The sequence below is a fragment of the Streptococcus sp. UBA4344 genome (assembly GCF_002393675.1).
Lineage (GTDB): Bacteria > Bacillota > Bacilli > Lactobacillales > Streptococcaceae > Streptococcus > Streptococcus vicugnae.
Map to the genome: position 1 here is coordinate 1 of NZ_DGTE01000049.1, position 26,037 is coordinate 26,037.

Genomic DNA, 26,037 nt, shown 5'->3' on the forward strand with positions numbered 1-26,037 from the left:
TGGCTGTTAACGAATCAGGTATCTACAAATGGCATGATATCGTTAAAGGCGACATCGAATTTGAAGGTGGAAACGTCGGTGGTGACTGGGTTATCCAGAAAAAAGATGGTTACCCAACATACAACTTTGCCGTTGTTATCGATGACCACTTGATGGAAATCTCTCACGTTATCCGTGGTGATGACCACATCGCAAACACACCAAAACAATTGATGGTTTACGAAGCACTTGGTTGGGAAGCACCAGAATTCGGTCACATGACATTGATTATCAACTCTGAAACTGGTAAAAAATTGTCAAAACGTGACACAAACACTCTTCAATTCATCGAAGACTACCGTAAAAAAGGTTACATGCCAGAAGCAGTATTCAACTTTATCGCTCTTCTTGGTTGGAACCCTGGTGGTGAAGATGAAATCTTCTCACGTGAAGAATTGATCAAACTCTTTGATGAACACCGTTTGAGTAAATCTCCAGCTGCATTTGACCAAAAGAAAATGGACTGGATGAGCAACGAATACATCAAGAATGCAGATTTCGATACAGTCTTTGCAATGGCTAAACCATTCTTGGAAGAAGCTGGTCGTTTGACTGACAAAGCTGAAAAATTGGTTGAACTTTACAAACCACAAATGAAATCTGTTGATGAAATCCTTCCATTGACTGACTTGTTCTTTGAAGATTTCCCAGAATTGACAGAAGCTGAAAAAGAATTCATGGCTGGTGAAACAGTTCCAACAGTTCTTGAAGCTTTCAAAGCTAAATTGGAAGCAATGAGTGACGAAGATTTCAAATCAGAAAACATCTTCCCACAAATCAAAGCTGTTCAAAAAGAAACTGGTATTAAAGGTAAAAACCTATTCATGCCAATCCGTATCGCCGTTTCAGGTGAAATGCACGGTCCAGAACTTCCAGATACTATCTACCTTCTTGGTCGTGAAAAATCAATCGAACACATCGAAAACATGCTTAACAACTTGAAATAATATCAATAAAAGTCTGAGATGAATGTCTCAGGCTTTTTATATTTTCCTTTAGACGGTATGTCAGAAAAAGACGCTGTTATTTTAGAGTAAATCAAGCAAATGTATTAAGTTGTATTTTTATCTAAAATTATGAATTTTTAGAAAGATTTTAATTGCTTGTGAAAAACGTTTTCTTTGCAGTTACCTATTCTAAAGTCATTTACTTCTTGTTATAATAAGCTTTAAAATTTTGTTATTTATAAGTTAAGAGGAGTTACATGAAAAAAGACTATTCTATCTTTTTCGTCCCAGGAATTATTCTTGTGGGCGCTGTTATGCGTATCCCATTTACGACAATTCCGACTGTCCTTAGCTATGTTGCGGATGGTTTAGGAGTTTCAGTCAATTCTTTGGGTGTTTTGACAAGTATTCCGTTGATTATGTTTGCCTTTTGTTCATCTTTGGCACCACGTTTAGCGGATAAGTTTGGACTTGAAAAATTATTCACCATGGTTCTGATTGCCATGTTTATCGGTTCAAGCATGCGCGTGCTTAACCTTCCAAGTCTTTACATCGGAACAATGATTATCGGTATCAGCATTGCCATGATGAACGTTTTGTTCCCAAGTATCATTTTGGCAAACCAACCATTCCGTATCGGATTGTTGACAACGATTTATACAACAGCTATGGGGCTTTCATCATCAATTGCCGCTTCAGTTGCTGTTCCGATTGTTAAAGCAACATCTTGGAAAGGTCTGATTCTGATTCTTAGCTTCTTGATTTTGGTAGCTTTGGCAGTTTGGTTCCCAAATACTTTCCACAATCACATGACAGAGCAAGATGAAGAAAAACGTTCATCATCACTTTGGAAAAATAAATCCGCTATCGCGCTTCTTGTCTTTGGTGGTTTGCAATCTCTTCTTTTCTACACAGGAATGACATGGTTGCCAACAATGGCTAGCCAAGCTGGTCTTTCAAGCGAAGCAGCAGGTATCTTAGCTTCAATTTATTCATTGATTAGCTTGCCGTTTTCATTGACAATCCCAACTTTGACAACAAATCTTTCAAGTAAAAACCGTAAAACTATGCTTGCGATTGTGTCAGCTTGTGCCATTGTAGGTACAGGAATGCTTCTCTTCCAAACAAGCAGCTTTGCTTATTGGTTGACAGTTAATATTTTAATCGGTATTGCTGTTAGTGCTTTGTTCCCATACTTGCTTGTGACATTCTCAATGAAATCACACACACCAAGTCAAACAGCACAATTGTCTGGTATGGTGCAATCAGGTGGTTACTTCCTAGCAGCCTTTGGACCAACACTTTTTGGTTTTAGTTTTAACCTCTTTGGTTCATGGACAGTAGCGGCACTTTGCTTGTTCATCTGTACAATTGTGATGACAGCAGCTTTGTTCTACACAGAACGCTTTGAAAAAATTCAATAATAGATGAAAAACATTAGTTCCCTAGCTTTTGCTGGGGAGTTTTTTTGCATAAAATTGTTCTAATTTTTGAATATAACGAGTTATAATGTTTTTTTATAACAAAATGTGATAGCTACAAATGTTGATATATCAATGATTTTAGAATTTTAAAACAAAAAAATAGAATTTTCTGATATTTTTTGTTTATTTCAGAAGAAGCAAGTGATATAATATCAGTCATAATCTCACATTGAATTGTGTGAAAAATTTAAATATTCCAAAAAGGGGTACGTTATGAATAAAAGAGGAAAATGGATTTTAAGTGCTGGTGTTGTGCTACTATCTGCATCAGTGCTTGCAGCTTGTGGTAATGGTAAATCTTCAAGCTCTGCAACGTCAACTTACAACTATGTCTACAATTCTGAACCAGTTTCACTTGATTATATTAAGATGAACCAATCTGGTACAAGTAACATTACAGCAAATCTTATTGATGGTTTGATGGAAAATGACCAGTATGGCGACTTGATTCCGTCACTTGCAAAAGATTGGAAAGTGTCAGCTGATGGTTTGACTTACACTTATACAATTCGTGATGATGCCAAATGGTATACTGCTGATGGTGAAGAATATGCGGATGTAACAGCGGAAGATTTTGTTACAGGTCTCAAACACGCTGCAGATGTTGAATCAGAAGCTCTTTATATTGTGCAAGATTCAATTAAAGGTTTGCAGGATTATATCGATGGCAAGACAAAAGACTTCTCAACAGTTGGTGTTAAAGCAGTTGATGACCATACTGTCCAATATACGCTGAATGCCCCTGAATCATATTGGAATTCTAAATTAACTTACGGTATTATGTGTCCAGTAAATGCGGACTTCTTAAAATCAAAAGGTAATGATTTTGGTAAACAAACTGACCCAGAATCATTGCTTTATAACGGTCCATACTTACTAAAATCAATTACAGCCAAATCTTCAATGGAATTTGAAAAGAACCCGAATTATTGGGATGCTGACAACGTCCATATCGATGATGTTAAGTTGACTTATTTTGACGGTTCAGACCAAGATTCACTCTTTAATAATTTTGATGAAGGTTCATATACAAGTGCAGCCTTGTATCCATCATCTCCAAGCTATAAAACAGCAGAAAAGAAATATAGTGATAATATTATTTATGCTCAACAAGATGCTTCAACATTTATGATTTACTTCAATTTAAATCGTACTTTGCATAATTTATCAGATAAAACAGATGCGCAATTATCTGATTCTAATAAAGCTATGAACAATAAAGACTTCCGTCAAGCAGTGACATTTGCATTTGACCGTGGTTCATGGAATGCTCAAACTGCAGGTGAAGAAGCCAAAAATAAAGCATTGCGCAATAGCTTGGTACCACCAGCATTTGTTCAAGTTGATGGTAAAGAATTTGGTGATGTTGTTAAAAGTGACCTAGCATCTTATGGTGATGAGTGGAAAGATGTCGACCTTACAGATGCTCAAGATGGTTTGTATAACCCAGATAAAGCAAAAGCAGAATTTGCTAAAGCCAAATCAGCTCTTGAATCAGAAGGCGTCAGCTTCCCAATCCAACTTGATTTCCCAGTTGCTCAAACTGACAACGATTCTGTACAACGTGCACAATCATTAAAACAGTCAGTTGAATCTAATCTCGGTAAAGAAAATGTAGTGATTAACCTTAAACAAGTCACAGAAGATGAGTACTTATCAGCAACTTATCAAGCAGAAAGTCCTGAGCAAAATGATTATGACCTAGGCTTCTCAGGCTGGTCACCAGACTATTCTGATCCATCTTCATATCTTGATATCTTTGGTACAGGTAAGACAGCGGCAATGACATATCGTCTTGGTATTTCTTCAGATAATGACGCCTTGATTAAATCTACTGGTCTTGATCAATATCAAAGCTTGCTTGATGAAGCAAATGCTCTTAAAGATTCAGATCAGGTTGATCAGCGTTATGAAACATACGCAAAAGCTCAAGCATGGTTGACAGACAGTGCATTAGCTATTCCAACAGTTACTAATGGTGCTCGTCCACAAGTGACAAGAGTAAAACCATTTTCAAGAGCTTGGTCATATGTTGGTATTAAAGGTGGAACTTATCAATATAAATATCTAAAACTCCAAGATAAACCTGTAACAGCTAAAGAATATGAAAAAGCTCGTAATAAATGGCTTAATGATAAAGAAAAAGCCAATGAAAAGGCTGCAAAAGAATTAGCTAAACACGTAGAAAAATAATGAATGTTCCAAAAGGACTTTCTCTTTGGAGAGAGTTCTTTTGAACTTTTGAGGAAAAGTATGAAAAAATATGTTTTTAATCGAATATTAAGATCCTTAGTTTCTATATTCTTGGTGACAACATTATCATATGCGATTGTGTTTTCGCTTGTTCCACGAAAACTAATTTTCAAGCAAGACCCTAATTACACCAAAATCGCTGTCACACATGATAAAAAAGTTGACTATGAGAACACTGTTTATGAGCGCATGGGTTATATCGACTACCTTAATACTAAAGAACTTGTAAATGGTAGCAAAAAAATCGACAAATCGGTGACTGACAAGGGAACAGTAGCTGATAAGCAATTGTATCAAAACTATCTTGATTCTATTTCTGGCAAATGGAAGTTAGAAAAATTTGATTCTGGAAAATATTTTGCAACACGTGAAATTCCAATTTATGAACGTCTTTGGAAATTTTATTCTAATTTGATTGTGATTGATCATCCGTGGAAAATTAATGATCCAGAAAATCCAAAATTAGAGCGCTATATCCGTTTTGAAAATGATCCCGCCGTTGGACCAGCGCTTGTTGGATCAGGGACACAGCATAAATATCTCATTTATTTTAATAGCAAGTTCCCATTTATTCATCAAAATATTATTACTTTCAATTTAGGTATTTCATATCCAAGCTTTGCTAATATTCCTGTATTACAGGTTATCACTCAGGGCCAAGGGAAAACTTTAGCACAAGAAGTGACATTCCCAACAGGAGTAACTAAAGTATCATCAGTCGATATTTATACGCGTTCATATAAATCACCAAGTAAGGCTGATGCTCGTGATATTGCAAATTATGGTAAGGGAGATGCCTACACTGCCACTCAAAATAATTACACCGAACCTTCAATGATTTCAAATTCATTGAAAGCAGGTATTGTCGGAATTTTAATTGCCTATGCTCTTGGTTTGCCAATTGGTCTTTTAATGGCACGTTATAAAGATGGTATCTTTGACCGCTTTTCAACAGCAACTGTCACTTTCATGCTGGCTATGCCAAGTATTGCTACTATTTACGTGATTCGTTTTATTGGTGCTAATGTGTTTGGCCTACCAGATACATTTCCATTATTAGGTGCTGGAGATATACGTTCTTACGTAATGCCTGCTATCATTTTGGGAATTTTGAGTACACCAGGTATTGTAGTTTGGTTCCGTCGCTATTTGGTGGATTTGCAAGGTAGTGATTTTGTTCGATTTGCGCGTGCAAAAGGTTTGTCTGAAACAGAAATCTGTCAAGATCATTTGTTTAAACATGCTATGGTTCCAATTGTGAATGGCATTCCTGGAGCAATCGTGGGAACTATTGCTGGGGCAACTCTGACTGAGAAAATTTTTGCTTTTCCAGGTATGGGGAAAATGTTGATTGATGCTATTGCTTCTGCTAATAATACAATGGTTATCGGCTTAGTATTTATTTTTGCGGTCTTAGCAATTTTTGCACTTCTTGTAGGAGATATTTTGATGACTGTTCTTGACCCACGTATAAAACTATCATCAAAAGGAGGTAAGTGATGACTAATATAGACAAAAGTAAATTTGAATTTGTTGAGTTAGATAGTAGTGCCTCTGAAGTTATTGATACACCGACTTATTCATATTGGAAATCAGTTTTTAGACAATTCTTTTCTAAAAAGTCGACAATAGCAATGCTTATTTTGCTAATTGCTATTCTTCTGATGAGTTTTATCTATCCAATGTTTTCAAATTTTGATTTCAATGATGTCAGTGATATTAACGATTTTTCAAAACGCTATGTTTGGCCAAATAGTCAGTATTGGTTTGGTACGGATAAGAATGGTCAGTCGCTGTTTGATGGTGTTTGGTACGGTGCTAGAAATTCTATATTGATTTCGGTTATTGCTACTATTATTAATATGGTTATTGGGCTTGTAGTAGGACTACTTTGGGGGATTTCTAAAGCAGTCGATAAAATCATGATTGAAATTTATAACGTTATTTCAAATCTTCCATTTATCTTAATCGTTATGATTTTAACGTATTCTCTAGGTTCAGGATTTTGGAATTTGATTTTGGCATTTTGTATTACAGGTTGGGTTGGTATTGCTTACTCTATTCGTGTTCAAGTGATGCGTTATCGTGATTTGGAATACAATCTTGCTAGTCGTACTTTAGGAACACCAACTATAAAAATTGCGACCAAAAACCTTTTACCCCAATTAGTCTCTGTTATTGTTACTATGGTTTCTCAGATGTTGCCATCATACATTTCATATGAAGCCTTCTTATCTGCTTTTGGTATTGGACTTCCAGTCACTGAACCAAGTCTAGGCCGTTTGATTTCAAATTATTCTTCTAATTTGACAACAAATGCTTATCTTTTCTGGATTCCATTAGCAACGCTCATTTTAGTATCGCTTCCTCTCTATATTGTTGGGCAAAATCTTGCTGATGCTAGCGATCCACGTACGCATAGATAGGAGTAAGTATGACTGATAAAAATAAAGTTTTAAGTGTTCGAGATATGGTTGTTGAATTTGAAGTTCGAGATCGTATTTTAACAGCTATTCGTAATATTTCAATTGATCTTTATGAAGGTGAAGTTCTTGCTGTTGTAGGTGAGTCTGGTAGTGGAAAATCAGTCCTAACGAAAACATTCACAGGAATGTTGGAATCAAATGGACGTATCGCTAAGGGCTCTATTAATTATCGCGGTCAAGATTTAACAAAAATTAAGTCAAATTCAGAATGGGGAAAAATTCGTGGTGGTAAGATTGCGACAATTTTCCAAGATCCAATGACGAGTCTTGATCCAATTCAAACGATTGGTAGCCAAATTACAGAAGCTATTATCAAACATCAAGGAGCAAGTAAGAGTGAAGCTAAGGAACTAGCAATTGATTATATGAAAAAAGTAGGCATTCCTGAAGCAAAGAAACGTTTTAATGAATATCCATTTCAGTATTCAGGTGGGATGCGTCAACGTATTGTCATTGCGATTGCTTTGGCTTGTAAGCCAGATATCTTGATTTGTGACGAGCCTACGACTGCCCTTGATGTAACAATTCAGGCTCAAATTATTAATCTTTTAAAGGAGTTGCAAAGAGAATATAATTTCACAACTATTTTTATCACACACGATTTAGGTGTGGTTGCAAGTATTGCTGATAAGGTAGCTGTCATGTATGCGGGTGATATTGTTGAGTATGGAACAGTTGAAGAGATTTTTTATGATCCTAAACATCCTTATACTTGGAGTTTATTATCAAGCCTTCCTCAATTGGCTGATGACAATGGTGTTCTCTTTTCGATTCCAGGGACACCGCCTTCATTGTATACACCTATTAAAGGTGACGCTTTTGCTCCTCGTTCTCGCTATGCAATGAAAATTGATTTTGAAGAGGATGTTCCTAAATTTCCTGTAACCGAAACTCACTGGGCAAAAACATGGTTACTTCATCCAGATGCACCGAAGGTTGAAAAACCAGAGGTCATTCAAAATCTACATCAAAAGATTTCTCGAAAAATGATTAACTTGGAGGAAGGAAATGACTGAAAAATTAGTTGAAGTAAAAAATTTGGAAATTTCCTTTGGTGAAGGAAAAAAGAAATTTGTTGCGGTTAAAAATGCAAATTTTTTCATCAATAAAGGTGAGACTTTCTCATTAGTTGGTGAATCAGGTTCGGGGAAAACAACCATCGGTCGTGCTATCATCGGATTGAATGAGACAAGTAATGGCGACATTTTATATGCTGGTAAACGTATTAACGGTAAGAAAACATCTGCTGAACATAATGATTTGATTTCCAAAATTCAAATGATTTTCCAAGATCCAGCAGCTAGTTTAAATGAGCGAGCAACCGTTGATTATATTATTTCGGAGGGCTTATATAATTTTCATCATTTTGAAGATGATGCTGATCGAAAACGTAAAGTAGCAGAGATGATGACTGAGGTAGGATTATTGCCAGAGCATTTGACACGTTATCCACATGAATTTTCAGGGGGACAACGTCAGCGTATTGGAATTGCGCGTGCTTTGGTCATGGATCCTGAATTTATCATTGCAGATGAACCAATCTCAGCTTTAGATGTCTCAGTGCGTGCTCAAGTATTAAATCTTTTGAAACGCATCCAGAGGGAAAAAGGCTTAACCTATCTCTTTATCGCACATGATTTGTCTGTAGTTCGTTTTATTTCAGATCGTATTGCGGTTATCCATAAAGGTGTTATTGTTGAAGTAGCGGAGACAGAAGAGCTATTTAATAATCCAATCCATCCTTATACACGTTCATTACTTTCAGCGGTTCCAATTCCAGATCCTATTCTTGAACGTCAAAAAGAATTAATTGTGTATGATCCAAGTCAACACGATTACTCAACAGATAAACCTGAGATGGTGGAAATTCGCCCAAATCATTTTGTCTGGGCAAATAAAGTTGAACTATCTGACTACCAAAAACGACTAAATAAATAATAAACCTATTTATAGGTTTATTATTTTGCATAAAATCGCTGAATATTTGTATATATACTGTATATTTGTTATAAAATCATAAAAAATTAAGCTTTTTTGAAAAAATATTCAAAAAAGTGTTGACAGGATTGTTTTTGGTATGTATAATTATACACATAAAGTTGATAAAAACACAAAATAAGAAAAGAGAGTAGTCCTATGTCAAAAGAAAAAGTTATCCTTGCGTACTCTGGTGGTCTTGATACTTCAGTTGCCATTACTTGGCTTATGAAAGATTATGATGTCGTTGCCGTTTGTATGGACGTCGGCGAAGGTAAAGACCTTGATTTTATTCATGATAAAGCACTTAAAGTTGGTGCGGTTGAATCTTACGTTCTTGATGTTAAAGATGAATTTGCTGAAGAATATGTGCTTCCAGCACTTCAAGCTCACGCTTACTACGAACAAAAATACCCATTGGTATCAGCGCTTAGCCGTCCAGTCATTTCTAAGAAATTGGTAGAAATTGCTCATAAAACAGGTGCGACAACAATCGCTCACGGTTGTACTGGTAAAGGGAATGACCAAGTTCGTTTTGAAGTGGCAATTGCTGCGCTTGACCCAGAATTGAAAGTTATCGCTCCAGTTCGTGAATGGAAATGGTCTCGTGAAGAAGAAATCGAATACGCTAAAGCAAATGGTGTGCCAGTTCCAGCTGACCTAGATAACCCATACTCAGTTGACCAAAACCTTTGGGGTCGTGCAAATGAATGTGGTGTTCTTGAAAATCCATGGAACCAAGCTCCAGAAGATGCCTTTGGTATCACAAATTCTCCAGAAGAAGCTCCTGATACACCAGAATTCATCGATATCGAATTCAAGGAAGGTAAACCAGTTGCTCTTAACGGCAAAGAAATGAAATTGGCTGACCTTATCCAAGAAGTCAATGCTATCGCAGGTAAACATGGTGTCGGACGTATTGACCACGTTGAAAACCGTTTGGTTGGTATCAAATCACGTGAAATTTACGAATGCCCAGGTGCTATCACACTTTTGACAGCTCACAAAGAAATCGAAGACATCACATTGGTTCGTGAAGTATCTCACTTCAAACCAATTCTTGAAAATGAATTGTCAAACCTTATTTACAATGCTTTGTGGTTCAGCCCAGCAACAAAAGCAATTATTGCTTATATTAAAGAAACACAAAAAGTGGTTAATGGTACTGCAAAAGTTAAATTGTACAAAGGTTCAGCAAAAGTTGTTGCTCGTAAATCACCAAATTCACTTTACGATGAAAACTTGGCAACATACACATCAGCTGATAGCTTCGACCAAGATGCAGCTGTAGGCTTCATCAAACTTTGGGGACTACCAACTCAAGTTAACTCACAAGTTAACAACAAATAAATCATCTGCTTAAGCAGTCGATTATGAAAAAGAAAAGAAAAACATGGGCGTGAATCAGTCACAGCCAAATAAACAATAAAGGTATAAAAAGAAAAGAAAATTTCAGATAAAAGGGGACAGGGAGCCCCATCTGAGACTCTTTTCTTATAACTTACCAAACCCTCGTTAATGTCAACAGAGAGTGGCATCGAGCTTAAATAATGATATCCTGTGAGAATCATTTAAGACATTCGCCCCGTGAGGCAACACATTATAAGTCCTAGGTCGCTCCTTGGACTTATTTAGTATAGTCGCTTCGCGTGCTTTAAAAGCAAGTGAACCAGCTATACTCATGACTAGATAAGAAAAGAGAAAGGCTTTGAACGCCACTTTGGATGGTAGTTCATTGTATCATTGCTATGACAACAGAAAATCATAAATTATGGGGCGGGCGTTTTGAAGCTGGTCTTGAAAAGTGGGTTGAAGAATTTGGAGCATCGATTTCTTTTGACCAAAAAATGGCAGAGTTTGATTTGAAAGGCTCAATTGCTCACGTGACAATGCTTGGTGAAACAGGGATTATCGCAAAAGAAGAAGCCAATCAAATCAAAGCAGGTCTTGAAGAATTGCTTGAAGAATACAAGGCAGGAAAAATTGAATTTGATGTGTCAAATGAAGACATTCACATGAATATGGAAAGTCTTTTGACAGCAAAAATTGGTCCTGTAGCTGGTAAATTACACACAGCTCGTTCACGTAATGACCAAGTGGCAACTGATATGCACTTGTACTTAAAGGCTAAGCTTGATGAAGTGATTGAAAAGCTTACGAACTTGCGTAAAACTTTGGTTCATTTAGCTGATGAACATGTCTACACTATCATGCCAGGTTATACGCATTTACAACATGCTCAACCTATTTCATTTGGACATCATTTGATGGCATACTACAACATGTTTACACGTGATAGTGAACGTTTTGAATTTAACATCAAGCATGCTGACATGTCACCACTTGGCGCAGCTGCTCTTGCTGGAACAACTTTCCCAATTGATCGTGAGATGACAGCAGAGCTCATGGGCTTTGCTAAACCATACAGCAACTCACTTGATGCGGTGTCTGACCGTGATTTTATTCTAGAATTTTTGTCAAACAGTTCTATTTTGATGATGCACATGAGCCGTATCTGTGAAGAAATCATCAGCTGGTGCTCAAATGAATTTAAGTTTGTGACACTTTCTGATACCTTCTCAACAGGATCATCAATCATGCCACAGAAGAAAAATCCAGATATGGCTGAGTTGATTCGTGGAAAATCTGGTCGTGTTTACGGTAACTTATTTGGCCTTTTGACAGTCATGAAATCTTTACCTTTGGCTTACAATAAAGATTTACAAGAAGATAAAGAAGGCATGTTTGATACAGTTGAAACAATTACAGTAGCTATCGATATTTTGGCTGGCATGCTTAAAACAATGACCGTCAACAAAGAGCACATGGCTGAATCCACTGAAAAAGACTTCTCAAATGCAACTGAGTTGGCTGACTATCTTGCAAGCAAAGGTCTTCCGTTCCGTCAAGCACATGAAATTGTTGGTAAATTGGTTCTAGAATGCACTAAAGCAGGTTATTATTTGCAAGATGTGCCGTTTGAACGCTATCAAGAAATTTCAGATTTGATTGAAGAAGATATCTATGAAACATTGAAATCTCATACAGCTGTTGAACGTCGTCATTCACTAGGTGGTACAGGTTTTGACCAAGTGAAATGGCAAATTAAATTAGCCAATGAAGACTTGCAAAATCTAGATTAATAGACATTTAGGCTTTCCAAGATTTTTAAGCGTATTTTCCAATAAAAATATTTTAAAGATAATAAGCCCAAACTCTTTAGAGGTTAGGGCTTTTTTGAATTTTATGGTATAATAAAAATAATTTAGAATGGAGTCGTACGTTGAAGAAAACCTATCGTGTCAAAAGTGACAAAGATTTTCAGGCGATTTTTAGCAAAGGAACAAGTGTTGCTAACCGAAAATTTGTCCTTTATCATTTAGAAAAAAATCAGAGCCACTATCGAGTAGGGCTTTCTGTGAGCAAAAAACTTGGTAACGCAGTTACTCGTAATAGTATTAAACGAAAAATTCGTCACGTTATCATGGAATTGTCACCAAACTTGATTAATCAGGACTTTGTCATCATTGCGCGTAAAGGTGTCGAGGAACTTGATTACCATGAAGTGAAAAAAAATCTATTGCACGTTTTAAAACTTGCTAATTTATATCAGGAAGGTCTCAATAGTGAAAAGAAAGATTAAATTATTAGGATTAAGTAGTCTTACTTTAGGTCTTTTGGCTGCTTGTGGGCGCAGCGAAGTAACCGCTTCCTCAACAAATGGTTGGGAACAAATTGTTTACTTCTTTGCCAAAGCTATTCAATGGCTTTCAATTAATGGTCGTATTGGTGTGGGGATTATTCTCTTTACAATCATCATTCGAGCAATCTTGATGCCATTGTTTAATATGCAAATCAAATCTAGTCAAAAAATGCAAGATTTGCAGCCAGAACTTAAAAAATTACAAGAAAAATATCCTGGTCGTGATACTGACAGCCGCATGAAGTTGACTGAGGAAAGTCAAGCTCTTTATAAAGAATATGGTGTTAATCCATATGCGACAATGCTTCCATTAGTGATTCAATTGCCAATTTTGATGGCTTTGTACCAAGCATTGACTCGTGTTGCTTTCCTAAAAACTGGAACTTTCTTGTGGATTGAATTGTCACAACCAGACCCATACTATATCTTGCCTGTCTTGGCTGCTTTCTTTACTTTCCTTTCAACTTGGTTGAGTAATAAAGCTGCGCGTGAGAAAAACATGGCAATGACGATGATGACTTACGTGATGCCAATCATGATTTTCTTCTTTGGTTTCCGTTTGGCATCAGGGGTTGTACTATATTGGGCAGTATCAAATGCTTTCCAAGTTTTCCAAATTCTTCTATTGAACAATCCGTTTAAAATTATTGCTAAGCGTAAAGCAGAAGAAGAAGCTGAAAAAGAACGTGCCGCTAAAATTCGTCGTGCTAAGAAGAAAGCGCAAAAGAGAAGAAAGTAAGAGGATAAGAATATGGTAATATTCACAGGTCGGACTGTTGAAGATGCTATTGAAAAAGGTTTGAAAGAGTTAAATCTTTCACGTCTTAAAGCCCACATTAAAGTTGTTTCTCGTGAGAAAAAAGGTTTCTTTGGTTTTGGTAAGAAACCAGCTCAAGTAGATATTGAAGGGATTAACGAAGTAACTGCTCACCGAGCAAACCAAAAAGCAGTTAAAGGTGTACCAGAAGAAGTTAATCAAAAAAATGAGCCAGTATCATCAAAATTTGAAGATACTATGGAGCTTCGAAAAGTTGCTAGCATCATTAAGAAAATGGAAGAGCGTGGCGAAGTCATTGATGACTCAGTCAAAGAGGATATCGTCATGCACAAGAAAAAAACACAAACCATTCTTGAAGAAGCTGGTCATACAGAAGTTCTAGAAGCACTTGGCAAAGTAAATGACGCTAAAGAAATTGCTCAAGAGGCTAAAGAAGTTTCAGACACACCAAAACCTGTTAATACAGATCAAAGCTTTGAAGAATTTGTTGCTAGTGAATTTCCAGCTCAACGTGAATTGAGTAAAGATATTGAAAAAGCAACTGAAGAAGTTGCTGACTACGTTAAAAAAGTGATTTATGAGATGGATATTGAGGCAACTGTTGAGACAAGCCACAACCGTCGTCAAATTAACTTACAAATTGAAACACCAGAAGCAGGTCGTGTCATTGGTTATCACGGAAAAGTCTTGAAGTCACTTCAACTGCTTTCACAAAATTTCCTACATGACCGTTATTCAAAGAACTTCTCTGTTATCTTAAATGTTCATGATTACGTAGAACATCGTACAGAAACATTGATTGAATTCACACGTAAAGCTGCTAGTCGCGTACTTGAAACTGGTAAAGATTATGTTATGGATCCAATGAGTAATAGTGAACGAAAAATTGTTCATAAAACAATCACTGGTATCGAAGGTGTTGATAGTTATTCTGAAGGTAACGATCCAAATCGTTATGTGGTTGTCACACCTGTTCAATAAGAGGAAAAAGCCCGTTAGGGCTTTTTTATTTACCGCTTAGCAAGTATTTTTAACCGCTTACCGAAAAAGGCTTTATATCGGGCCTTTTTTTGATAAAATAATGTCAAAAGGGAGGGACGATTATGCTAATTAGAACAAAAAATCTAATCAAAACCTTCGGAGATAAAACAGTAATTGATCACTTAAATTTGGAAGTGGAAGAAGGGAAATTGTTAGCCTATATCGGGACAAATGGTGCTGGGAAATCAACAACGATGAAGATGCTAACTGGTTTATTAGAACCAACTTCAGGGGAGATTGAATTGGCAGCAGATTTGAAGATTGGAATGGTTTTTCAAGATAGCGTTCTTGATGCTGAACTAAGTGTTTTGGATAATTTAAAGAGTCGACAAGCACTTTATCATCAAAAAGATAAAGTTTGGTTAGAAAAATTAATTCAATTAACAGGCTTGGACACTTTTCTTAATCAGGCTTATGGCACATTATCTGGAGGGCAACGACGTCGTGTTGATATTGTTCGTGCGCTTTTGAATAAACCTAACTTGTTATTTTTGGATGAGCCGACAACAGGGCTTGACATTCAGACACGTGAGGCTATTTGGGATTTATTACGTCGTTTGCAGCGCGAAGAGAAGTTAACCATCTTTTTGACAACTCATTATCTTGAAGAAGCAGAGAATGCGGATATGACCTATATCATTGACCAAGGGAAGGTTTTGGCTAAAGGTTCTGCTAAGGAATTAAAAGAAGCTTATTCAAAACCATATTTATTGGTTGAAACAAGTGACGTAGCTGCTTTCTCAGACCTTGACTGTAAGCGTTTGGGAGATGGTCGTTTGAAAATTATTGTTGAAGATTCTGCAAAAGCTTTGGCCATTTTATCAGATAAACGTACAGTTATTAATGATTTTGATTATGTTAAAGCAAATATCAATGATGTCTTTTTGAACATTACGGGAAAGGAGATGGCGTAAGATGTGGGCAATGACAAAACGAAACTTAAAACTTTATTTTTCAAATAAGGCTAGTGTCTTTTTCTCATTACTTGGAGCCTTGATTGCTTTTATTCTTTATGTGATTTTCTTGCAGAAAAATATGCAGGATTCATTTGCAGGAACACCGAATTTGGAAGAACTTCTTGATAATTGGGTTCTAGGTGGAACGTTAGCTGTTACGAGTATTACAACAACTTGGACTGGGGTTACGCGATTGGTTCAGGATAAGGTAAGCCATAAATTGGAAGACTTTTTATTAACAGACATTTCTCGTTTAAAACTTTATCTTGGCTATTTGATTTCTTCTAGTGTGATTGGTTTTATCATGCAATTAATTATGTTAGCCATTATGAAATTGTACTTCTACTGGAAAGATGATGTTAATTTTGATTTAGATTATTTACCACAAATCCTTTTAGTCATGCTCCTAAGTTCTATTATGGGATCAGGAATTGCTTTGTTTGTCTTGCAATTCATTAAAACCTTATCAACAAGTGAAGCTTTGGCGACAATTGTTGGAACTGTTTCTGGTTTTCTTGTTGGGGTTTACATGCCAATTGGAGCTCTGCCTGATTTTGCACAAAAAGTGGTTAAATTGACGCCTGCTGCCTATGTCTCAGCTGCCTATCGTCAGCTCTTAATTGGAAAAGATGCCGTAAACGCAGATGCAAAAGAATTTTTAGGAATTGGTTTAAAATTAAAAAGATTAACGACCTTGAACCAAGAAATGCTTTTAGTTAGTCTTGTCATTTGTGGAGTAATTGTTCTTTTGGCTCTTAGTTTATATGCTAAAAGATTGTCATTACTAAAAAGAAATAAGAGGAGTTAAAGGGTGCACTACCAGTTTGAAGAGGATAGTAACTTACCAAAAGATGCTATTGAAGTTTTAGTACTAAGTGGAGAATGTAACCAAGCTGTTCAGGAGGTTTTAGATTATTTAGCAAAATTTGAGCAGAGTAGAATGGAAATTTTGCCAATTAAAACATCGGTTCGAACAGAAATGTTACGTGTATCAGATTTGATTCTTGTGGATGTTGACGGAAGTTCCTTAGTTTTAGAGACGACCAATGGGAGACTTGTGACAAATGATCGTTTATACAAGTTCCGTGAGCGACTAGCTAATCCAGATTTTGTGCAGGTCTCAAAGCACGCCTTGATTAATATTAATCATTTAAAATCGTTAGAGAGTAGCTTTTCAGGAAATATGCTAGCTTTGCTGACAAATGATATTACGACAGATGTTAGTAGACGTTATCTGTCTAATGTCGAAAAAGCTTTGGGAATGTGAGGTGTGATTGATGAGATATCTTAAACGAGGCGTTGCGTATTTTTTAATTGGGATTGGTTTTGGAAGTCTTATTTACTTATTTTACTTATGGCAATGTCATGTTGAGGTGCAAACTGTTCAACAGATAACCTATGTTGTCTTTATAAGTGGCTTGATTGGCTTGGTCAGTATGATTTTTGAAATTGAGGCCATCCCAATGATATGGGAAATCATTATTCACTTTTGTTTAGTTTATAGTTTGAATAGCTGGTTGAATATACTTCTTGGTATTACAAAATCCTTTATTTGGTCATGGCAATTTTTAGGGGAATTTGTCTTAACGTATTTGATTATTTGGTTTGTGATTTATATTAGTTTTAACAATCGCGTAAAAAATATTAACCAGAAATTGAAAGAAAAAATAGATCAATAGATAATCTACTAATAAAAGTCTCTATGTTTTTAAGAGGCTTTTTAGCTGCTTAAAAATGCTCAAAATATGTGGAAAAAAGTTATATCAAATGATATGATGACATTGGTATCTTTTAGGGAGATTACCGAAAATAAATGTAAAAAAGCAAATATATTAGAGATAGTCACGTAGAAAAGAGCAGGTTTCTGTTCTCTTTTTTTGGGAGTTTTTAAGGACTGTCTTTTTATGAGGGAAAGGGCGATTGCGATGAAAGGGATAATATGCCAAGCTACAGTGAGAACAACGGTCATCACGTTTACATTGCTTAGTTTTGGAAGTCATCTGACGGTTTTAGCAGACGAGTCAGGAGAAACATTTACTTGGGATGATTTTTTACAAAATCAGCAGGTGATGAATTCTAAGGCGGGTAGGGTTAACATTGTTAACGCAGATGGTTCTATTTCAGGAACAGTTATTAAAGCAGGTGACGTTATTCCAGAAGGAACAGAGTACGCTTTCTACTTCACGTTTAACCAAGATACAAATGAAGAGTTTGTTAACTCTATCGTCAAAGTGACTTGGGATGAAGAAGCAGGAGTTTGGAAATTAGTTGTTGATAGCGACTTCTTACAATCACTTGGTATTGTTGGTACTTTTGATGTTAACGCTTGGCTTTAAGCTGAACGTATTGCATCAGGTGACGTTCATAACATTCTTATCAATACAATTAATGGTGTTGATTCCCAAACAGAAGTTGTGACTGACACGCCAGACCCAGAAGTTCCAGAAACGCCTGAAACACCAGTTGAAGATGTTCCAGTTGTTCAATCTAGTGTTCTGCCATTGACAGGTGACGAAACAACACCACTCAATATTATGGCATCACTTATTGGTGTACTAATGTTTGTCTTTGGTATCCTTGGCGTTCGTAAACGCAAAGAAGACTGATGATTACTTTTTAAAGACTGCACAATAGAACAAGACCTTGTGCGGTCTTTGATTTTTAAGGAAAATGAAGCGTTTACCTTAAAAATAGCTTAAGATTTTGTTATAATAATCAAAACTAATCATCGAATGAAGGAGTGTTTATGAAACAAAAAGGTCATGGAACAATCAAAAAATCGAAAGCCTATGGTGCCATTGGAACCTTGTTACTATCGGGAGTTTTAATTGCTACCTTAGGAACAGCAAGTGTTAGCGCAGATGAAACAACTATTGAAACCAATACGACAACTGAATTAGCAACTGATTCAGTTGCTACGGAAGCAGACAACAACGGAGCTGCTACTGAAACAGAGCCTGTTGTTAGTGAAGAAACTGTCACGGTTAATGATGAACAGGAAACGGTTTCTGAAGATAACCAAGCTGATGTTCAAGAACAGATGACAACTGATAACGCTGATTCTGAAACAGCAAAAGACGTGTCATCAGATAGCGAAGAAAGCTCACAAACGACTGCTGAAATAGAAGTATCTAATAGTGAAATAGCAGAGCAAACAGAAGATAAAGCAGCTGACACACAAGATTCTGTCCAAACTGATGAACAAGAAGTAACTGTTGAAGAATCAGCTGACAATGTGACTGTTGAGCGTGGAGCAACTGGAAATGCGACTAATGAAGTCACAAGCGTTTCTCTAGCAAGCAGCGGCTTTAACTTACAATACAATCAAGCCATTGCAAATGGCGCTAAAATCATGTTTGCCGTTTGGTCTGACGTTAATGGTCAAGATGACTTAGTTTGGTACACCGCAGATAGCAACGGAAAAGCAACCGTTAAATATACGGGCTCATACGGTAAATACAATGTTCACACGTACCAAAATCTCAATGGAAAGATGACTGGACTGAACGGAACAACAATTGACGTGCCAAAACCAAGTGCTAAGGTAACCATTACAAAAGCTAGCGCTACAACTTATAAAGTAACTGTTACAGACGTACCAGTTTATATTACTAGTGTAACCTTGCCAACTTGGACGGAAAATAAGGGGCAAGATGATATTATTTGGTATAAGACTACCAAGGATGGTTCGACAACCTACTCTGCAACTATCAGTGTTGCCGAACATAACCTTGAAAGCGGTAAGTACAATGTTCACGTATACGGAACAAGTGCTGTTACCAATTCTCTAACAGGGTTGACAGGCACAAGCTTCCAAGGCAACTATGCTTTTGGAGATGTTGCGGTATCTGCTAGTCTTGCTCAAACAGGTATTAACATCACTATGCCAAGTGATGTTAGCCAAGGAATGACAGTTTATCATGCGGTTTGGTCTGCTAAAAACGATCAAGATGATATTGTTTGGTATAAAGTTCCTTCAAATGGTCAATTAACAGCTAAGTATACAGGTGACTATGGCACTTATTTGATTCATACTTATGGCGTGGTTAAAGGGCAAATGGTTTGCTTGAGTGCGACATCGATTGATGTTCCAAAGCCAAGCGCTAAAGCAACAATCACCAAGGAAAGTGCTACAACTTATAAAGTGACTGTCACAGATGTACCAGTTTACATTGATAGTATTCAAATACCAACGTGGACTGAAAAAGGTGGTCAAGATGATATTCAGTGGTATAAGGCAACAAAAGCCGCTGATGGCTCTTATTATGTTATCTTTAGTGAAGCGACTCACAACTTAGAAGCAGGGACTTACAACGTTCATGTGTACGGTAATAGTCGTGTGACAAATAACTTAACAGGGTTACTTGGGACACGATTCACAGCAGATTATCAATATGGAGATGTACAGGTTCAAGCTTCTTTAGGTGAAAAAGGGATTTACATTACTATGCCAAGTGATGTGAGTACAAACTTAACGGTCTATCATGCGGTCTGGTCTATGAAAAATAACCAAGATGATCTTAAATGGTATAAAGTTGATCATAGTGGTAAGACAACCGCTCCCTATACAGGTGATTATGGCCCTTATTTGATTCATACCTATGCTGTTGTTAAAGGACAAATGCAAATCATTAGTGCAACAAGCATCGATGTCCCAAAACCAGAAGTTAAGGTAAGTATTACTAAAGTGAGTGATACCTCAGCTAAGGTAACAGTGACGGACGTCCCTATTTATATCCATGATATTCAATTGCCAACATGGACAAGTAAGAATAATCAAGATGATTTGAAATGGTATAAAGCTACTAAACAGTCAGACGGAAGTTATACCTACACGTTCTATGCTAAAAATCATAACTTTGAGGCGGGTCATTATAATGTCCATGTCTATGGAACAAGTGAAGTGACACATTCATTTGTGGCTTTATCAGGCTCAGATGGGATTGATTTAACCTTTAATCAAAGCCTTTCAAAACCAACGGTAACTGTTCAGAATCATAATGCGGCTAACGGTACTTTACAAGTAGTAATTGCAGAGACAGAAACTTCGAAAGATGTTGCTAGTGTGTCAATTGCGGCTTGGTCAGATCCTAATCAAAAAAATATTCACTGGTATACAAGTTCTAAGGTGTCAAATGGCAAAGTTGTGATTACAGTTGATGAAAAATACCATCATAATATTTCAGCGGATTACACTATCCATGTCTATGTGAAAACTAAAGATGGTGAAACAATTGGTTATAATCTCGGTCAGTATGGCTTAAATAATAAACAAACAACAGCTAGTGTGTCAACGACTTATAAAGGAACAGGTGTCTATAGCGTTAACGTTTCAGGTGTTTATTCAAGTGGAACGGTTAAATACGCTGTTTGGTCTGATACGAATGGACAAGATGACATTAAGTGGTATGATGCGACAACTTCAGGAACAAGTGCTAGTGGTCTCATTAATGTTGCTAATCATTCTGGTACGGGAACTTATCATCTACATGTGTATCAGTCTGATAATGGTCAAATGTACTTCTTGACGTCTACTGATTTTACCGTTAAACGTACAAATTATAGTACACCTTATTACAACCAACGTGATGGTCGTTGGGGTGGTAATCGCTATGGTTACTACACTTTGGCATCTACAGGCTGCGTCCCAACCAGTCTTGCCATGGTCTTCTCATCTCTAACAGGAAATGAAGTGCTTCCAACTACAGTAGCAAGTTACCTCTATAACAATACTGTTGAGTTTAATCGAGGAACAGAAGGAACAACAGGAAATGGTATCTTGGTTGCCTCTCGTCAATGGGGCTTGACACCGACTGTTCTTAATTCCTCAGCTGCCTTAACAAGTGCTCTTAAAGAAGGGCATCATGTGGTAGCTGCCGTTCAACAGGACAAATTCTCTCCGTGGGGATGGGGAACAAGCCATGAGATTGTTCTTAAAGGCTATTCAAATGGAAATACTTATGTTTACGACCCATACAATTCAGCCAATAACGGTTGGTATCCAATTGTCTCACTTTGGAATGAGCAAAGTACGCAAAGTGTGGATACTCGTGGTTTAGGAAATCCATTTGTTAAAATCATAGATATTTAAATAATACTTTATTAAAACAGGCTTTGCCTGCTCTAACCAGCAAGTCACCTTTTTTCTAAATAGTGTCAAAATAAATCGCCTAGGTGGCTTGTTGCGTGGAGCAGGTAAGGCTCTATTGATAAAGACTGTAAAAATAACTGATAAGACAATTTACAGTCTTTTTTTTATTACACTTAAAAGGAGAAATTTATTATGGATACAGCAGTTCGTGTTGTTACAACATTAGGAGCAATTCTTTCAATTGTAGGTCTTGGATGGGTACTCACAGGAGCCTTTGACTATTTCTCAGGTCGTAAAAATGGTAACCCAGCCATGATGGACCAGGGAATGACCTCAATGGTTTCAGGTGGTGCTATTGCGGTTATTTCAGCTGGTGTTGCAGCAGCAATTGTTGCGGCTATGCGAGCAATTTCATTCTAAATATGGTATAATAAAGGCAAGTAAAAGGGTTACAAGGAGAAAAAGGAATGAGAAAGGAATTTGATTATGTAGCTTTTGCCAAAGATTTTGAAGCCACTAATGGACGTCCACCAACGGCTTATGAATTAGATAATGCTCAATGGGAACACTTTGGTATTAAATGGCATACACCAGAGGAGTCACAAGCTGAATTGGAACGTATTAATGCTTCTTATAAGCCATCTTTAGGCGAACATTTGAAAGATGCTTTAAGCTTTCTGGGACGTGGTTTTTTAAAGCTTTATTCTTTATCCTTATGTCTCCACTATACTTAACAATGCTTTTCTTTAATCTCATCAAATCAGCGATCGGTGTATTTGTCATTTGGTTTGTTTCTAAGTTTATGTTTGGATTTATTATTGGAATTATTACAGATATAAAATATGGTTCTGATTTAGAAAGTAATACTTTCCCAACTCCATTTAGAGAGATTATGGATTTTATTCTAGGAAAAGATTTTTTCCTCAATGCAGTCCCTAATTTTGTCCCTCACCCTGTTTTGGATGCTTGGATTATTGGAATAGTGATTGTTTTACTTGCTCTTATTGCTACTTTTTCAAAAGTAGAAGAATACAAATAATGATTTGATAAGAACCTTTCGAGGTTCTTTTTTATTTTTTGTTAGAAAGGAGAGGTATGGATAAAACTCTTTCTGAATTAACTAAAACTTTAGGTAGTTATAATAAAACAGTTAATTCATCAATCGGTGCAATCAATAAGTCTTTGATGGCAATTGGCTATATTTTGGTGTCAATTTTGTTTTTAATTGAGATGCTTTCATGGTACCGATTTATTCGTAATCAAGGTGGCGAAATGACTTGGAAGTTGTTTTTAGAAGTTGCTATAAAATACTTTATTGCATACTTTCTAGTTGCTCAATCAGGTGCTGTATTAAATGCTATTATGTGGTTCACTAATGACATTGCTAAGTTAATTGGTGTTGATTTTAAAGGCGCAGGTTTTCAATATGTTCCAATTAAACACGGTAAATATGGAATTAGATTAATGATTGACGGTATTGGTTTCATTGTTGGAGCAGCTGCAACATTATCCTTAAGAGTAATTGTTCTATTACGATTTATTGAATTGTATTTTTTCAAAGCAATAGCACCAGTCATTGTTGCCTTTTGGATGGGTGATAGTACTCGGCATATTGCCATTAATTTTTTAAAAACATTTGGTGCAATTGCTCTTCAAGGTGCAGTAATAATTCTACTACTTGCTATTTGGCAAGGATTCAGAGTTGATACATTAGTTCAATTGGATAAAGATAGCTGGTTGGGAGCATATGCTTCAGGATTTAGTTACATAGGTAAATGTGTAGTCTTCTTGATTTTGTTGATTGGTTCACAACGTAAAGCAAAACAATTGTTGAATGTATCATAGGGGGTGTTTTATTGGATAATAGAGTGAATGAATTACGAAAACAATTTGGAAAGACAATGAAGGAATTATCTGCAGAGACGGGTATCGGATTATCAACTATTTCAAAGTAGAGCTTGACAGTTAGACGGACTTATTATAAAATAGTATGGTATGTTTAGTAACTGATCAAATATAGCCGGCTAAACGAATACGAAAATCTATGAGGAGGTATTCATCGTGAAACGTACTTATCAACCAAGTAAAATCCGTCGTCAACGTAAACACGGATTCCGTCACCGTATGTCAACTAAAAACGGACGTCGCGTGCTTGCTGCTCGTCGTCGTAAAGGACGTAAAGTTTTATCTGCTTAATGATAGACTATCCGCCAGTGCTCGAGTCTGGCGGCTTTTATTTTGACTAAAATGAAAGCGAATTCTTTTACTTTTCTAAAGTAAAATGGTAGACTCTAGGTAACTTAAAGATAGGAGGACAGTGGTATGTCTGACGAAAAATACAAAGCTAAACTGGACCAAGTTAAGGGAAGTCTTAAGGAAGGGCTAGGTAAGGTAACTGGTGATAAAAAGGTAGAAATTGAAGGCTTGGTTGATAAAACACTGGCTAAAGGTAGGGAAATTGTTGATGATATCAAAGAAGGCTCTGAGGGGGGTGTTGATAGCATCAAGAAAGCATTAGATAAGAAAAAATAGTAATTAAACCACAGTTTCACTTTGAAATTGTGGTTTTTTATAAAAAAATTTAAGAATTTATGAAAAAATAGTGGAAAATGTAGTATAATATAAATGAAAGCGGTTTTATAAAAATACATAACATAGAAAATTATGAAGGAAGGATATGTTGATGAAAGAAATTAGTGTTTATGTCAGAATTATTGATTTGATTTTGTTGGTTTTAGCATTTCTGGATAGTGGCGTGAAAAGTGTTTTGATTTTTGCTGCAGTCATCTTCTTTTTGTCAGCATTGATGCAAGTTATCATGTCTTATAAACGAGTGAAATTGAGTCATCACGTTTAACAGATAACTTATTTCTTTATTTTTAAGAAGTCTTCTTAGAGTTATTTTACAAAATGGTTCTAAGAAGACTTTTTAATTTTCTGCCTTCAGGTCGTAAATGTGATATTTTTTGTGACAATATAATATATTATAAAAAATGAAAGCGCTATACTTATGACATAACGGTGTAAGGAGGATTTTAGAGAGAAACATTATTCGTGTGACTAGCATTCTTTTCGGAATTATGAAAAAGAAAAATTGCCCCATTTTTGAAGTAAAAGTTACTGAAAAGAAAAAGTGAATTTAACTACGATTGATTAGGCGTTTTCAATTTGTAGTAGAGGAGATTAGTTCCTTTTTCTAACAGAACTCCTTTTTAAAATGATTTAAATTGAGGTATTATTATGTGGAAAAAAGTTAGTTGTCTAATTGTTCTCTTCTTGGCTTTCTTTGGGATTCAACAAGGTGTTGATGCGCAGAGCAAATATCATTATAGTCAAGAATTAAATGGTTATAATGGTAACACTATGGAACTTCGTAATGGTTCTAATGGCAGTATGTTTAACTGTAATTTTGTCCCTGGAAATGTTGGATTTAATAATGGTTTGATGAGCCTTAAAATTGATAGTGATGGCCGCGGTGGTTACACTGGAGGTGAGTGGCGTAGTAAAGATCGTTTTGGATATGGTCTTTACCAAGTCAACATGAAACCTATTAAAAACCCAGGGGTTGTTTCATCTTTCTTCACTTATACTGGTCCAAGTGAAGGCAAACCATGGGACGAAATTGATATTGAATTCTTAGGGAAAGATACAACAAAAGTTCAATTCAACTACTTTACTAACGGTAGAGGTCAAAATGACGAACATGTGCATCTTCACAATTTAGGCTTTGATGCTTCTCAAGGTTTCCATACTTATGGCTTTGATTGGCAAGCAGATCATATTACTTGGTATGTTGATGGAAATGCTGTTTATACTGCTTATAGCGATATTCCTAACACACCTGGTAAGATTATGATGAATGCATGGCCAGGAAAAGGCGTAGATGCATGGTTGGCTCCATACAATGGTCGAACTCCTTTGTATGCATACTATGACTGGATTAGCTACGACCAATTTTAATAAAGCTAGACAGTAACCAAATAACAATTTGTTTTTACTTAACTGATTATAACTACACTCCCCAAATAAATCGGTTAAAATCTCTCTCAACAAAATAACTCTTTAAAATTCTTTCTTTTTAAAACGTTAAAGATAAAAGGAACTGAGATTATCTCAGTTCCTTTTTGAATTGTACTAATGTATTGAAAGAGTTTTTGAATCGTTTTTTACTTGATTAAGAGAAGGAATGATAAAATATTCGATAAGATAAAATAAGCTCGTAGAATGGCTGTAATGGACTATAAAGTAGATATGAGATTATAGAGAGTGAGCGTCAAAACTG

The 26,037-nt window shown here is 36.3% G+C and carries 26 protein-coding genes and 1 pseudogene; all 27 read left to right on the top strand.

Annotation, left to right across the window (positions count from 1 at the left end):
• A partial coding sequence (gltX, locus tag B4D49_RS09350; protein ID WP_286784193.1) for a glutamate--tRNA ligase occupies nt 1-986 on the top strand: 986 nt, incomplete at its 5' end.
• A 257-nt stretch (nt 987-1,243) separates the two neighbouring features.
• Complete coding sequence (locus tag B4D49_RS09355) at nt 1,244-2,410, top strand: CynX/NimT family MFS transporter (RefSeq protein WP_286784194.1); 1,167 nt, start codon at nt 1,244-1,246, stop codon at nt 2,408-2,410.
• 273 nt (nt 2,411-2,683) lie between these two features.
• On the top strand, nt 2,684-4,663 hold the full coding sequence (locus B4D49_RS09360; protein ID WP_074564538.1) for a peptide ABC transporter substrate-binding protein: 1,980 nt from the start codon (nt 2,684-2,686) through the stop codon (nt 4,661-4,663).
• 60 nt (nt 4,664-4,723) lie between these two features.
• Entirely contained in the window at nt 4,724-6,223 is a 1,500-nt protein-coding gene (locus tag B4D49_RS09365) for an ABC transporter permease (protein WP_039691323.1), read from the top strand.
• Nucleotides 6,223-7,149 carry an oligopeptide ABC transporter permease OppC gene (oppC, locus tag B4D49_RS09370; protein WP_015695758.1) on the top strand — a complete coding sequence of 309 codons (927 nt, stop codon included), beginning with the start codon at nt 6,223-6,225 and terminating at the stop codon, nt 7,147-7,149. Before B4D49_RS09365 ends, oppC begins: the two co-directional genes overlap by 1 nt.
• A gap of 8 nt (nt 7,150-7,157) precedes the next feature.
• Nucleotides 7,158-8,225, top strand: coding sequence for an ABC transporter ATP-binding protein (locus B4D49_RS09375; RefSeq protein ID WP_015695757.1), 1,068 nt, complete (start codon nt 7,158-7,160; stop codon nt 8,223-8,225).
• On the top strand, nt 8,218-9,147 hold the full coding sequence (locus B4D49_RS09380) for an ATP-binding cassette domain-containing protein (RefSeq protein WP_015695756.1): 930 nt from the start codon (nt 8,218-8,220) through the stop codon (nt 9,145-9,147). The genes B4D49_RS09375 and B4D49_RS09380 overlap by 8 nt, the downstream gene beginning before the upstream one ends.
• A 198-nt stretch (nt 9,148-9,345) precedes the next feature.
• On the top strand, nt 9,346-10,536 hold the full coding sequence (locus tag B4D49_RS09385) for an argininosuccinate synthase (RefSeq protein WP_074560967.1): 1,191 nt from the start codon (nt 9,346-9,348) through the stop codon (nt 10,534-10,536).
• A 398-nt stretch (nt 10,537-10,934) separates the two neighbouring features.
• On the top strand, nt 10,935-12,329 hold the full coding sequence (gene argH, locus B4D49_RS09390) for an argininosuccinate lyase (protein ID WP_132868987.1): 1,395 nt from the start codon (nt 10,935-10,937) through the stop codon (nt 12,327-12,329).
• Nucleotides 12,330-12,469: 140 nt separating this feature from the next.
• On the top strand, nt 12,470-12,829 hold the full coding sequence (rnpA, locus tag B4D49_RS09395; protein ID WP_286784195.1) for a ribonuclease P protein component: 360 nt from the start codon (nt 12,470-12,472) through the stop codon (nt 12,827-12,829).
• Nucleotides 12,813-13,628 carry a YidC/Oxa1 family membrane protein insertase gene (locus B4D49_RS09400; RefSeq protein ID WP_024344383.1) on the top strand — a complete coding sequence of 272 codons (816 nt, stop codon included), beginning with the start codon at nt 12,813-12,815 and terminating at the stop codon, nt 13,626-13,628. Before rnpA ends, B4D49_RS09400 begins: the two co-directional genes overlap by 17 nt.
• A 12-nt stretch (nt 13,629-13,640) precedes the next feature.
• On the top strand, nt 13,641-14,648 hold the full coding sequence (gene jag / locus B4D49_RS09405) for an RNA-binding cell elongation regulator Jag/EloR (protein WP_286784196.1): 1,008 nt from the start codon (nt 13,641-13,643) through the stop codon (nt 14,646-14,648).
• A 122-nt stretch (nt 14,649-14,770) separates the two neighbouring features.
• Nucleotides 14,771-15,622 (top strand): ABC transporter ATP-binding protein, encoded by an 852-nt coding sequence (locus B4D49_RS09410; protein ID WP_286784197.1) that lies wholly within the window; start codon nt 14,771-14,773, stop codon nt 15,620-15,622.
• A gap of 1 nt (nt 15,623) precedes the next feature.
• On the top strand, nt 15,624-16,472 hold the full coding sequence (locus B4D49_RS09415) for an ABC transporter permease (RefSeq protein ID WP_286784198.1): 849 nt from the start codon (nt 15,624-15,626) through the stop codon (nt 16,470-16,472).
• 3 nt (nt 16,473-16,475) lie between these two features.
• Nucleotides 16,476-16,931, top strand: coding sequence for a LytTR family DNA-binding domain-containing protein (locus B4D49_RS09420; RefSeq protein WP_286784199.1), 456 nt, complete (start codon nt 16,476-16,478; stop codon nt 16,929-16,931).
• Nucleotides 16,932-16,941: 10 nt separating this feature from the next.
• Nucleotides 16,942-17,343 carry a DUF3021 domain-containing protein gene (locus B4D49_RS09425; RefSeq protein ID WP_132868985.1) on the top strand — a complete coding sequence of 134 codons (402 nt, stop codon included), beginning with the start codon at nt 16,942-16,944 and terminating at the stop codon, nt 17,341-17,343.
• Between the two features lie 225 nt (nt 17,344-17,568).
• Nucleotides 17,569-18,000 carry a hypothetical protein gene (locus tag B4D49_RS09430; protein ID WP_286784200.1) on the top strand — a complete coding sequence of 144 codons (432 nt, stop codon included), beginning with the start codon at nt 17,569-17,571 and terminating at the stop codon, nt 17,998-18,000.
• Between the two features lie 78 nt (nt 18,001-18,078).
• Nucleotides 18,079-18,270 (top strand): LPXTG cell wall anchor domain-containing protein, encoded by a 192-nt coding sequence (locus tag B4D49_RS09435; RefSeq protein WP_286784201.1) that lies wholly within the window; start codon nt 18,079-18,081, stop codon nt 18,268-18,270.
• Between the two features lie 140 nt (nt 18,271-18,410).
• Complete coding sequence (locus tag B4D49_RS09440) at nt 18,411-21,755, top strand: GBS Bsp-like repeat-containing protein (RefSeq protein ID WP_286784202.1); 3,345 nt, start codon at nt 18,411-18,413, stop codon at nt 21,753-21,755.
• A 192-nt stretch (nt 21,756-21,947) separates the two neighbouring features.
• Complete coding sequence (locus B4D49_RS09445; protein ID WP_286784203.1) at nt 21,948-22,175, top strand: hypothetical protein; 228 nt, start codon at nt 21,948-21,950, stop codon at nt 22,173-22,175.
• A 47-nt stretch (nt 22,176-22,222) separates the two neighbouring features.
• Nucleotides 22,223-22,794: pseudogene (locus B4D49_RS09450) on the top strand (hypothetical protein).
• Nucleotides 22,795-22,850: 56 nt separating this feature from the next.
• Nucleotides 22,851-23,600: a hypothetical protein gene (locus B4D49_RS09455; RefSeq protein WP_286784220.1), complete on the top strand. Its 750-nt coding sequence runs from the start codon at nt 22,851-22,853 to the stop codon at nt 23,598-23,600.
• 11 nt (nt 23,601-23,611) lie between these two features.
• Nucleotides 23,612-23,710, top strand: coding sequence for a helix-turn-helix domain-containing protein (locus tag B4D49_RS09460; RefSeq protein WP_246454261.1), 99 nt, complete (start codon nt 23,612-23,614; stop codon nt 23,708-23,710).
• 106 nt (nt 23,711-23,816) lie between these two features.
• A complete protein-coding gene (gene rpmH / locus B4D49_RS09465) occupies nt 23,817-23,951 on the top strand; it encodes a 50S ribosomal protein L34 (RefSeq protein WP_002885866.1) in 135 nt (44 codons plus the stop codon).
• A 126-nt stretch (nt 23,952-24,077) separates the two neighbouring features.
• Entirely contained in the window at nt 24,078-24,287 is a 210-nt protein-coding gene (locus B4D49_RS09470; protein ID WP_286784204.1) for a CsbD family protein, read from the top strand.
• A 151-nt stretch (nt 24,288-24,438) separates the two neighbouring features.
• Entirely contained in the window at nt 24,439-24,612 is a 174-nt protein-coding gene (locus B4D49_RS09475) for a hypothetical protein (RefSeq protein WP_199543493.1), read from the top strand.
• A gap of 383 nt (nt 24,613-24,995) precedes the next feature.
• The gene (gene bglS, locus B4D49_RS09480; protein WP_286784205.1) at nt 24,996-25,715 is read left to right on the top strand and encodes a beta-glucanase; all 720 of its coding nucleotides are present in this window, start codon (nt 24,996-24,998) and stop codon (nt 25,713-25,715) included.
• Nucleotides 25,716-26,037 lie beyond the last annotated feature (322 nt).